At 45.1% G+C, this 11934-nt stretch carries 10 protein-coding genes; 3 read left to right on the top strand and 7 right to left on the bottom strand.

Annotation, left to right across the window (positions count from 1 at the left end; all coding sequences use genetic code 11):
* The 4 genes from AC1XUF_RS19355 to AC1XUF_RS19340 form a co-directional block, all read right to left on the bottom strand.
* Positions 1-1116 carry a glycosyltransferase gene (locus AC1XUF_RS19355; RefSeq protein ID WP_483343469.1) on the bottom strand — a complete coding sequence of 372 codons (1116 nt, stop codon included), beginning with the start codon at positions 1114-1116 and terminating at the stop codon, positions 1-3.
* Entirely contained in the window at positions 1116-2120 is a 1005-nt protein-coding gene (locus AC1XUF_RS19350; protein ID WP_483343468.1) for a glycosyltransferase family 2 protein, read from the bottom strand. Before AC1XUF_RS19350 ends, AC1XUF_RS19355 begins: the two co-directional genes overlap by 1 nt.
* Before the next feature lie 105 nt (positions 2121-2225).
* Positions 2226-3404, bottom strand: a complete 1179-nt coding sequence (locus AC1XUF_RS19345; protein ID WP_483343467.1) for an acetyl-CoA C-acyltransferase — start codon at positions 3402-3404, stop codon at positions 2226-2228.
* Positions 3405-3560: 156 nt separating this feature from the next.
* Positions 3561-3794, bottom strand: coding sequence for a PspC domain-containing protein (locus AC1XUF_RS19340; RefSeq protein ID WP_483343466.1), 234 nt, complete (start codon positions 3792-3794; stop codon positions 3561-3563).
* 297 nt (positions 3795-4091) lie between these two features.
* Between AC1XUF_RS19340 and secA the strand changes: the two genes are divergently transcribed.
* A complete protein-coding gene (secA, locus tag AC1XUF_RS19335; RefSeq protein ID WP_483343465.1) occupies positions 4092-7433 on the top strand; it encodes a preprotein translocase subunit SecA in 3342 nt (1113 codons plus the stop codon).
* Positions 7434-7579: 146 nt separating this feature from the next.
* Positions 7580-8239, top strand: coding sequence for a phosphatidylserine decarboxylase family protein (locus AC1XUF_RS19330; protein ID WP_483343464.1), 660 nt, complete (start codon positions 7580-7582; stop codon positions 8237-8239).
* Positions 8240-8251: 12 nt separating this feature from the next.
* Here AC1XUF_RS19330 and AC1XUF_RS19325 read toward each other — a convergent pair whose 3' ends face one another.
* A complete protein-coding gene (locus tag AC1XUF_RS19325) occupies positions 8252-8881 on the bottom strand; it encodes a rhomboid family intramembrane serine protease (RefSeq protein ID WP_483343463.1) in 630 nt (209 codons plus the stop codon).
* Positions 8882-8906: 25 nt separating this feature from the next.
* Positions 8907-9881, bottom strand: a complete 975-nt coding sequence (locus AC1XUF_RS19320) for a polyprenyl synthetase family protein (protein ID WP_483343462.1) — start codon at positions 9879-9881, stop codon at positions 8907-8909.
* A gap of 218 nt (positions 9882-10099) precedes the next feature.
* Here AC1XUF_RS19320 and AC1XUF_RS19315 point away from each other — a divergent pair, with 218 nt between their 5' ends.
* Positions 10100-10930 carry an aminotransferase class IV gene (locus tag AC1XUF_RS19315; protein WP_483343461.1) on the top strand — a complete coding sequence of 277 codons (831 nt, stop codon included), beginning with the start codon at positions 10100-10102 and terminating at the stop codon, positions 10928-10930.
* Between the two features lie 56 nt (positions 10931-10986).
* Here AC1XUF_RS19315 and AC1XUF_RS19310 read toward each other — a convergent pair whose 3' ends face one another.
* Complete coding sequence (locus AC1XUF_RS19310) at positions 10987-11844, bottom strand: hypothetical protein (RefSeq protein ID WP_483343460.1); 858 nt, start codon at positions 11842-11844, stop codon at positions 10987-10989.
* Positions 11845-11934 lie beyond the last annotated feature (90 nt).

Genomic DNA, 11934 nt, shown 5'->3' with positions numbered 1-11934 from the left:
CTAACTGTTTTTGCCAATTAACTTAATCCATTCATTGTAACCATTTTCTACATTGAACTGGCTTGCCACCGCGATGCTTTTTGAACTGTCAGTCGTAACTTCTCCGGTCATCACCGAGCGCATTGCTTTAACCATTTGTCTTACACTCAGATCATCAGTGACTACTCCCATTCCTTGCTGAACAAACTCGGATACACCTCCGGAGGGGAACGACACAATGGGCTTACCTAACAACGCGGCTTCAATCATCACCAGTGGGAACGGATCCTGACGGGAGGTGAGCAAAAATCCATTTCCAAGGTTAAGATAATTATAATAATCTTCTTTTTGCTTCCCGGCAAGATGAATTTTTGTGGCAGCGCGGGAGTTCAGGCACCGCTGCTCCGTATAATAAACCATCCCGTCGTCAATCCGGGCACCTACCCAAATCAAATGGACATTCGGGTCATTCAACTCTTCCGCAATGTCAGGCAGGAAATCGAAGCCTTTTCTTTCAGAAGTCATTCCTGATAAAACCCAAATAAAAGCTTTCTCAGGGATACCCAGTTTTTTCTTTAACTCTATAGTCCTTGCCTCATTTTTCTGAATGAGCGATTGGTCTATAAATGAGTAAAGCAGCCCTACATTTTTTCCTCCCGCGTCCTGGATGGATTTGCAGGTAGTTTGAGAGCAGCCAATCAGTAAATGGGAATAATCTACGATACTTTTAAAGTCTGGTCCGCTCAGATAAGCATAGGTAAGCGGCATTTCATGAAAATGCGTGATGACTTTGATAGCAAATTCTTTTGCGACAACAATCGTTTCAGGGATCATGGTCGTGTTGACATACCAAAAGTCCGCCTTGAATTCCCTGGCTAGTTTCCTCAGGTATTTCAGTGTAGGGTTGATCCCGATATGAAAAGAGATTTTTTGTAAAATATTGAATTGTCTTGGGGCAATATAAACAGGGATATCTGCAGGGAAATCTTTCAGGAGTTCTCCATCGGCAAAGCTGACGATGCCTATATCGAAACGGCTGCGGTCTATCTTTTGTAGAATATACAGCAGCATCATTTCTGATCCTGTCCGGGTAGCATAGGGTGTGAAGAAGAGTATTTTTTGTTTTTCCGTATTCATCAAGAGGCGGTTAACAGATCTATGTTTTCGTGTGGTTTTATCTTAAAGATTCCTTCTTTCAAAAATAGGGTTTTCCAAAAGTATTTCAGAAGTACGCTGGTTTTTCGGACATAGATGCGTTGCGTGTCAAGTTCTGAAAATGGATTGCCGCTACTTTTCAGGTTAAACAGCATTTTCCACACAAAAACGATGGGTATCATAAAAAGGTAATGCGAGATCAGCAGCAGGTACTGGAAAACGCCGTATTGTTTCCGCACCCACAGAAAATTAGATACCTGCATCTGCGTGCTGAACCTGTTGATCCATGAAATCCTAGTGCGACGGAATGGATTATCATTTTCAAGATGGATGAACTTGCAATCCTGAAAATAGCAAAGCTTGCCCAAAGCAGCCAGCCGGCCGGACCACTCCACATCTTCGCCATACATAAAGAAATCCTTGCTGAAACCTCCCGTTTTTTCATATCCTTCACGCCTCACAAAAATAAAAGCTCCCACCAGCCAGTCGTACTGGTCAGGGTCTGGATAATTGGGTTCGGGGTAAAATTGTTTGATGAAACTTTCGATCAATCGTCCGGGAGGAAGGATGAAAAAGGTCCTGCGAAACTCATTGAAACTTTTATAAAATGGCATTGGCGTACCATCCGGGTAATATTGAAGGGCACCGCAAGCCATCACGTCTGGTCGCCGGTTCATCCTGTCGAAGCACCGGCCTATTACATTGTCAGTGACCAGGGTGTCAGCATTGAGCAGAAGGAAATATTTACCTTTTGCAATTGCCATTCCAGCATTATTTGCAATGCCAAAACCCGCATTCCATTCCATATCAATCCATTGCACCGCAGGAAATGCTTTCATAACAGATCCCTTACCGCCGTTTTCTGGATCATTGTCGACAATAATTATTTCAAAATTTACCCCGGTTGTGAATTGATAAATGGAAGTAAGGCAATTGATGATGAGCTGGGGGGACCTGTAATTGATAATGATGACGGATACATCCATGAATCGAGGTGTGCATGTTTGATGGGCAAAAATAAAGAATCTCCCGGGAAGATGGACAACTCTTCCCGGGAGACCGCTAAATAAGTGACAATATTACTGAACGGTTTAATTGAGCCGCTCGTAAATTCCGGCAACGCCCTGACCGCCTCCGACACACGCGGTGACCATGCCATACTTTTGGTTTCTGCGTGCCATTTCATTGATCAGCTGGACCGAAAGCCTTGCTCCGGTTGAACCCAGTGCGTGCCCTAAGGCAATTGCCCCGCCATTTGGATTTACGATTTCGGGATTGATGCCGAGTTCCTGGATAACTGCCAGCGACTGTGCGGCAAAAGCCTCATTCAGTTCGATCTGTTCAATATCTTCCAGTTTCAGGCCAGCCTGTTTCAATGCAACCGGAATAGCAGCTACTGGTCCAATACCCATAATTCGCGGGTCGACGCCTGCTGTTGCATACGATAACATTTGTGCGACTGGTTTGAGGTTGAGCTCGTTTACAAGCCTTTCGGACATTACCAGTACAAACGCGGCTCCATCGGATGTTTGTGAAGAGTTCCCGGCAGTAACCGTCCCTCCTGCTGCGAATACGGGTTTCAGCTTATTTAAAGCTTCGATATTGGTATCAGCCCTCGGGCCTTCATCCTGCGAAATGGTAGTTTCTTTAGTTTTCTTCTTGCCCGATGCTGCGTCGAAATAGGTTTCCTTTACAGTTACAGGGACTATACCATCTGCGAACCAGCCTTCTTTCTGCGCCCGTAACGCCTTTTGGTGAGATTGAAATGAAAACTCGTCCTGTTTTTCTCTTGAAATATTGAAATCCTTAGCGACCTGTTCAGCCGTCAACCCCATGCTGAGATAATAATCCGGATTGCTATGGGCAATGTCGTAATTCAATGCGGTTTTCCAGCCCATCGTAGGCACCAGGGACATAGATTCTGTCCCACCTGCGATGATGCATTCCGCCATACCGGCGTGTATTTTGGCCGAAGCCATTGCAATGGCTTCAACGCCCGAGCCACAATATCTGTTGATCGTAATTCCCGATACATTTTTCGGCAGTGCCAGCAATGCAACGTAGCGGCCCATCTGCATCCCCTGCTCGGCTTCTGGAACCGCATTTCCTACAATTACATCATCAACACGTGAAGGATCAAGTGCTGGTAATTGTGCGAGCAAATGCCTGATAACGGCAGCGCCAAGGTCGTCTGGCCGGGTAAAACGGAAACCTCCTCTTGAGGCTTTTCCAACTGCGGTACGGTATCCGGCGACAATATAAGCATCCATATTTTTGATATGATAATCAGATGAAAGGATCAGGCCTGAATTAATGGTATGCAAACATACTATCGGTAAAAGTAGCAAATATGACTAAAACAACAAACCACCGGAAAGTGGACTCCGGTGGTTTGTAATGACCAATTGCTGATGAATTTCAGAATTTTAGGACGGGATTTTACCTCCTTCAATTGCTTTGGGACGTTTTGCTATGTCTGGCATGACGATCCATAAAATAATATAGAGTAAGACAACATGGAAAGGGACTGGGATAAAAAAGGCCAAAACAAGGATGACCCTGATAACCGATACGTCTATTTCAAAGTAATCTGCAAGGCCAGAGGCTACGCCGCCAATCATTTTGTTGTTTGTATTTCTGAATAATCTGTTGTGGTTCATGGCTATGTCTTTTTATTTTCTTTTTGATGTACCAAAGGTACTGGGTGATACATAGTAGTGGTGCTTTTTCTTTACAAACGGTTGCTTTGGGTGAGAATAGGATGTATTTGATTTTGAAAAAAGTGGTACAAAAAATTAGATCTCGATTAGGATTCTCAAAGATGTTGCACAATACTATTGGCAATGAATTACCTTTGGTATTGAAAATAGGGGCTTTGCTGACAATCTGACATTTAGGTTTTTGCAGGCGTAATATTTTTCAAGGAAAATGATCGGTTAAAAACATACATTAAAATCATGTTTAAAATATTTTCAAAGCTATTTGGCACAAAATCAGAGCGGGATTTAAAAGAACTGGTCCCGTATGTTGATAAAGTCAATGCCGAGTATGCGTTGCTGGCTTCCCTATCCCATGACGAACTTCGGGCTCAGTCCGAAGGATTGAAACAATTGATCTCAGATAGGCTCAAATCCACTGATGAACAAATTGCCAGCTTGAAACAACAGGCGAGCGATGAGCCCAACGTAGATAATAAAGAAGCGATCTTCAAAAAAATAGACGCACTTGAGCTTGACCGCAATAAGGAGCTTGAAAAAGTGCTCCTGGAGATATTACCCAAAGCATTTGCGATAGTAAAGGATACAGCCCGCCGGTTCAAAGAAAATGACCAGGTAGAGGTAACGGCAAGCTATTTTGACCGTGACATTGCGAGTAGGAAATCACATATTACGATACAAGGCGATAAAGCGGTTTGGAACACGACCTGGGACGTAATCGGCCAGCCTATCAAATGGAACATGCTGCATTATGATGTGCAGCTGATCGGTGGGGTCGTTTTACACCAGGGTAAAATTGCTGAGATGGCTACTGGAGAAGGTAAAACATTGGTGGCCACACTTCCGGCATTTCTCAATGCCCTCGCAGGACAGGGGGTTCACATAGTTACCGTCAACGACTACTTAGCAAAACGGGATGCCGAATGGAACGCGCCTCTTTTCGAGTTCCATGGCATGAGCGTCGATTGTATCGATCGTCATCAGCCCAATACCATTGCCCGTAGGAATGCATATAAAGCAGACCTTACTTACGGTACCAATAACGAGTTCGGGTTTGATTATTTGCGTGACAATATGTCACGCACAACCGAAGAGCTGGTTCAACGGAAACACCACTTCGCAATGGTGGATGAGGTCGACTCCGTTTTGATTGACGATGCGCGTACGCCATTGATCATCAGTGGGCCTGTTCCCCGCGGCGATGAGCAGGAATATCTGGAACTGAAACCGCGGGTTTCGAAAATCGTTGAGGCTCAGAAAAAGCTGGCGATGGATTTTCTGAACGATGCAAAAAAGAAAATCGCAGCCGGAGATAAAAAAGAAGGTGGTTTGGCACTGTTCCGCGCGCACCGCGGTATGCCCAAGTACAAGCCATTGATCAAATACATGAGCGAATCGGGTATTAAGGCCCTGATGCAGGAATCGGAAGGGATACACCTTGCCGAGAATCAGAAGTTGATGCCAGTAGCTGACGCGCCGCTTTATTTTACAATTGATGAACGGCACAACAGTATTGAGTTAACGGAAAAAGGAATTGATTTCCTTACCGGGGAATCAGAAGAAACCAATTTCTTCATTTTGCCGGATATAGCTGTAGATCTGGACGCTATCGAAAAGGACCAGTCGTTGAACGAGCAGGAACGTGTGATCAAAAAAGAAGCACTTATCCGCGATTATTCTGTGAAAACAGCCAGGATCCATACCGTAAACCAGCTTTTGAAGGCATTTACGCTCTTCGAGAAAGATGTAGAATACGTGATCATGGACGGAAAAGTGAAGATCGTGGATGAGCAGACTGGTCGGATCATGGATGGCCGTCGTTACTCCGACGGTTTGCACCAGGCTATTGAAGCAAAGGAAAATGTTAGGGTAGAGGATGCGACACAAACCTACGCGACCATCACCCTTCAGAATTACTTCCGAATGTATCACAAGCTGGCTGGTATGACGGGTACAGCGGAGACAGAAGCGGGAGAATTCTGGGAGATCTATAAACTGGATGTTGTATCGATTCCCACCAATGTTACTGCAATACGGAAAGACCAGGAAGATAAGGTATATCGTTCGGTTCGCGAAAAATACAATGCGGTAACCGACGAAATTGTAGAACTCGTTGAGGCTGGGAGGCCTGTTCTGGTAGGTACCACCTCCGTTGAGAATTCGGAGATTATCAGCAGGATGCTGACCCTTCGCAAGATTCAGCACCAGGTTTTAAATGCCAAGCAACACCAACGCGAAGCAGAAGTGGTGGCGGAAGCGGGTAAGCCGGGAACAGTAACCATTGCGACCAACATGGCTGGTCGTGGTACTGACATTAAGCTGACTCCCGAAGCAAAAAAAGCAGGCGGGTTGGCGATCATTGGTACCGAAAGACACGAAAGCCGTCGTGTTGACAGGCAGTTGCGCGGTCGTTCAGGTCGCCAGGGTGATCCGGGGTCATCGCAATTCTTCGTTTCTCTGGAAGATAACCTGATGCGTTTGTTTGGTTCGGATCGCATGGCCAAGGTAATGGACCGTATGGGATTGGAAGAAGGAGAAGTGATCCAGAGCAGCATGATTACCAAGTCCATCGAACGCGCTCAGAAAAAGGTGGAGGAGAATAACTTTGGAATGCGTAAACGTCTTCTTGAATATGACGATGTCATGAACTACCAGAGGGATGCGATTTATACCCGCCGCAGAAATGCATTGTTCGGAGACCGTCTTGCGGTGGATATAGCTAATACCTTGTATGATGTAAGCGACGAGCTTGTAAATACTGCCGGAAGTTACGCCGAACTCGAACTCGCCGTAATCACCACGCTGGGCATGGAGCTTCCATATACGGAAACAGAGTACAACTCGCTTAAACCTGCCGACCGTTCGCAAAAATTATATGAGGCGGCTGAAAAGCAGTATCAGGACAAAAACAATGCAATCGCTCAGAAAGCATTGCCTGTTTTACGCTCCATTTATACAGATCGTGGGGCGACAATATCTGAAATCATGATTCCTTTCAGCGATGGTATCCGCCAGACTGGCGTAGTCGTCAATCTGAAAAAGGTACTCGACAATGAAGGGAAAGAAATGACCCATGAAATGGAAAAAGCGATTGTCCTTTCGTTGATTGATCAGGAATGGAAAGAACATTTGCGTGAAATGGATGATCTGAAACAATCTGTTCAAAATGCAGTTTTTGAGCAGAAGGATCCTTTGTTAATCTACAAATTTGAATCTGTGGAGCTTTTCAAACGCTTCCTGAGCAAAGTTAATTTTGATATGATCTCCTTCCTGATGAAGGCAGATATTCCTCAGGAAGAGGCAGTTCCCGCAACCGCGGTTCAGCAGACAGTTCGCCGTCCTGCGCCGACTCCGGCTTTGCATACCAATCGTGAAGAGGATTTCGACTTGAATATGGATGGACCCGGTGAGTACGCCCGTCCGGAATCTGCTACCAAGGCACAGCCGGTGCGCACTATAAAAATCGCGGATAGGAACCAGAAAGTTTCGGTGCAGTACCGCGACGGACGGATCCTGCGGGATGTGAAATTCAAAAAAGTGGAGCAGGAAGTGAAGAATGGGGAGTGCGTGGTCATTGAATAAATGGCGATACTGACCATCTATAGTAAATTTACAATGCTGCCCCGGCTTTCGAAAATCGATTGTCGGGGCTTTTTCTTTGACAGTAAATCAGTATTTATACGATATTTGCAGCCAAGGTTCGACCATCACAAAAACATCAAACTTGCATGAAGCTGCATAGAGAAGGATATGCAATCATGGCGATTACAGCCATTATATTGATACTGATAAACTTAGGGATCAATTATCTCTTGCCGGAGGGTTATTGGATTCCCAGGTTGGTGTTGATTGGCAGCATCATCATTTTTTTGCTCATCGTTCAGTTCTTTCGCGTGCCTGCCAGGACCGTGCATAAGAGTGACAAACAGATTGTAGCGCCTTGCGACGGGAAGGTGGTTGTGATTGAAGAAGTGGTTGAGACCGAATATTTCAAAGGCCCGAGAAGACAAATCAGTATTTTCATGTCACCGCTAAATGTGCACGTCAATTGGAATCCAGTGAGCGGTGTGATCCAATATTTCAGATACCATGCAGGCCTTTACCTTGTAGCATGGCATCCCAAGTCCAGTACGGACAACGAGCGTACCACTGTAGTAATTCGTACTGTCGAAGGCATTGACATATTATTCAGACAAATTGCGGGAGCCGCAGCACGTCGGATCCGCTGGTATGTGAAAGAGGGGGATAAGGTAGAACAAAGTACCGAAATGGGTTTTATCAAATTCGGTTCACGGGTGGATATCTTTGTTCCGCTTGATGCTGAAATCAAAGTTAATCTTCAGGATAAAACGGTTGGAAGTGTTACCGTTCTGGCCGAACTGAAATAACAAGCCCTGGCATTACGGCCTGAGGGTGCCAAGCCATTCTCCAATCTGTGCAAAAAATCCAGGAACAGAGTCGGGATACACGACTGCCATAAATAGCATCCCAAAAATGGCTCCATACATATGGGCACTATGATTCACGTAGCTGGTACCTTTTCGCGCTTCATAAAATGAATAGCCCAGAAATAGAATTCCGAATATAAAAGCCTTCATTTTTATAAAGAAGTACAAAGCAATTGTCATCGTAGGCGCAAAAAGAATTGCGGCGAAAAGTACCGCTGAAACGCCTCCGGAAGCACCTAGTGAATTGTATTTGGAGTTATTGCGGTGCTTTAAAAAAGTCGGAATATCGGCAACAACAATTCCGGCGACGTACAGGAACAAATAGTAAATGGTGCCGTTCATCCCGAAAAGCATCGCAAAAAGCCTTTCAATCCCCTCGCCTACAAACCACAAGCTAAGCATATTGAATATCAGGTGGCCGAAATCGGCATGCACAAATCCGGAGGTGATAAAGCGGTAATATTCATTGCGATGGCTTACGCGGTATGGATTCATGATCATTTTATCCATAAAACCGTAGTTATTCAGCGCGTAATAGCTGATTCCGCAGGTAATGATCACAAGTATGAGGGTAATTGACATAAATTCTTCGTTGTTTTTGATTTTGTTACTTATCCCTTTCCACCAATTGTTTGACGAAATCCAGCAAGGGTTGTTTTCTTGAATCTTCGATTTTTAATTCATTGAGACTGGCCAGGCCTCTGGTAAAATACGCATTAATTTTTTCTTCTGTAAATGACCTTATTCCAAGCTGTTCGTAAATGTCCCTGACGGCAGCCACCTTTTCGTTATTGTTGAAATCTTCCAGGCTTAACCAGCTTTCCAGCTTGTTTTTCAAAGATCCTTCCGCTTTAGACAATGCTTCGATCAGCAAAAACGTCTTCTTGTTCGCAATGATATCGCCGCCAACCTGTTTACCAAATTTGGAAGGATCGCCATACACGTCCAGCAAGTCATCTTTGAGCTGAAAACCTATTCCCATATTTTCACCTGCCGCGTAAAGCAGCTGAACAGATTCATCATCTGCCCCTCCTAAAATGCCACCTAATTCCAATGCAAATCCCAATAAAACGGAGGTTTTGAGGCGGATCATTCCCAGATACTCCTCTTCGGTGACATTCCACCGCGTTTCAAAATTCATGTCCAACTGCTGGCCTTCACATACCTCTGAGGCTGTTTGGTTAAAGCGCGTCAGAACCTGCCGGAATTTTTCTTGGGGCACGTCCAGAAGCAAATCGTAGGCCCTGATCAACATAACATCACCAGACAGGATTGCTGTATTTGCGTTCCATTTTTCATGGACCGTCGGCTTGCCTCTCCGCAAAGGGGCACGGTCCATGATGTCGTCGTGCATTAAAGTAAAATTGTGAAAAACCTCTACCGCCATCGCCGGTTTGATCGCGCCCGAAAGATCGTCGGTATAAATTGACGCTGCTAACAAGGTCATTAGCGGGCGAAAACGCTTGCCGCCCAGGGCCATGATATATTGGATCGGATCATACAATTCCCTCGGATTCACTCCATAGGAATGCTGGTCAAATTCGATTTGAAGTGTCTGAAGCAATTGTTCTGGGTTACTCATTCCTGGCTAATAGCAACTGGCTCCAAAAAAGCCTTAAAATTTAATTAATGACGTATCGGTGTATCCGACTGATTTCAGATGTATGCAAAGTAGGTAAATATCCGTCTTACCGTAACATGCCTGGTTGAAAATTATGAGTTGGATATATAATTTTCAACCTTAAATATCATTTCAATACCTTTGAGCACAATCAGATTTTAGCCCCAAAACTCACCATCATGCCTTTTTACCAATATTTCAATGGCGACATGCTCCCAATCGACGATAGCGTTTTGAAGACCAACGACCTTGGCTTACTCAGAGGATACGGGCTATTTGACTATTTCAGGACATACAATGGGGTGCCTTTTCGCTGGGATGATTATTGGAAGAGGTTTGAGAATTCGGCGCGCCTGCTGAAATTACCGCTGCCTGTTTCGCAGCAGGAAACGGAAAAGATGCTGGCGGACCTGCACTCCATTTCGGGAGAACAAGATGTGGCTTTCAGGTTTGTTTTGACCGGCGGCTATGCCCCGGATAGCGTTCAGGTAGTGTATCCTAATTTTCTTATCCGTACAGAGCCTTTGCCGCAGGATAACCCTGCCGGGCGGCTGAAGGGAATCAAAGTACTGCCTTATGAGTACGTACGTGATCTTCCTGACATAAAGTCCACGAATTATGTGCATATGGTTTTGATGGCAGACGAGTTGAAACGTCAGCAGGCGGCAGATCTGCTATTTCATAAATACGGCGAGGTAAGCGAATTGACCAGAAGTAATCTCTTTATTTTTCAAGGTGATAAGCTGGTGACTTCCGACAGGAACATTTTGAGCGGGATCACAAGAAAGGTGGTACTGGAGCTGGCTAAGGGACATTTTGATGTGGAAGTACGTCCCGTAACTTATAAAGAGGTGGTTAATGCAGATGAAATTTTCACGACCAGCACTACCAAATGGGTAATGCCGGTCGTGCAGATCGGTGATTTGCCTATCGAGGGAGGATTGGCAGGAAAACGTACGCTTTTCCTTCAGGGGTTGTTCGAAAAATTGGTAGCAGACTGGGGAAAATGAAAAAGTGCTGACGCCTGGGCACCAACACTTTTCAAATGAAGTGTAATAGATTGAGTTTATTTAGGCGCAAGAGGGGAATCTTTGTTCACAATCGGCCAGACGCCTGGTTTTGGAACACTCACTCCCTTTGTCATACCCGGTGTCATGGCATCAGGTCCAAAATAGTACAAGGGCCATCCTTTATAAGTAAGTTGTTTTTTGCCAAAAACGGTAATACTGCCGAAATCCGCCTTATTCAATGCCGACGGAAGATCAGATATTTCCGCAGAGTAAATCGGCCATGAAGCGTCATGAGCCGCATCATTGGTAGTGAAATTATTATTCATGGAAGAATCCTTTGCAAAGGCATAAAGGGTTCTTCCCAGGCTGTCCACCATGAACTGGGTTTCACCGGTGCCTTCAGTCAGGTCGGACTTGTAAGACTTGCCATCCAGGCCTACCAATTGGCTGTTTGCGAGCATTACGGTATACTTGGTTTTAGCAACATACCATCTTGAACCAACACCCTCTCCTTTTACGTCCCCAGCAGCCACGTCGTCTTTGTAATAATACAGCGGCCAGCCTTTATAGGTGGTTTGCGATGTGCCGTCCGAGCGGGTAATCGTTTTGAAATCCGCTGCATTCAGGCCAGCATCCAATTTCATGGAAGCCACATTGGCTACTGCAAAAATTGGCCAGGTTGTCAGGCAGGCCCCTGTACAAACGGAGGTTCCGGTTACATCTTTGGTAAAGAAGTAAAGCGTTTTACCGTCTTTGTCGGTAAGGATTTTGCCAAGCGTTGCATTGTCTTTGAGCTGAATGTCACTTGGTACAACAGGGTCAGGAGTGGTTTCATCATCATTTGAACACGAAAGACTGAACGCCATTAGAAATCCCAGCGCCACCAGCATGCGGGAAATTGAAAAAATTTTCATGGGATTTTAAAATTATTGTTAGAGATGAATTGAATTGTCCCGAGTACGATTGAATCTTTCCGATGGTTGCGCACAAAATAAAAAAGCATA

Source organism: Dyadobacter sp. HNCC25DJ185 (assembly GCF_056895195.1).
This window is presented reverse-complemented; position numbering and strand designations above follow the sequence as displayed.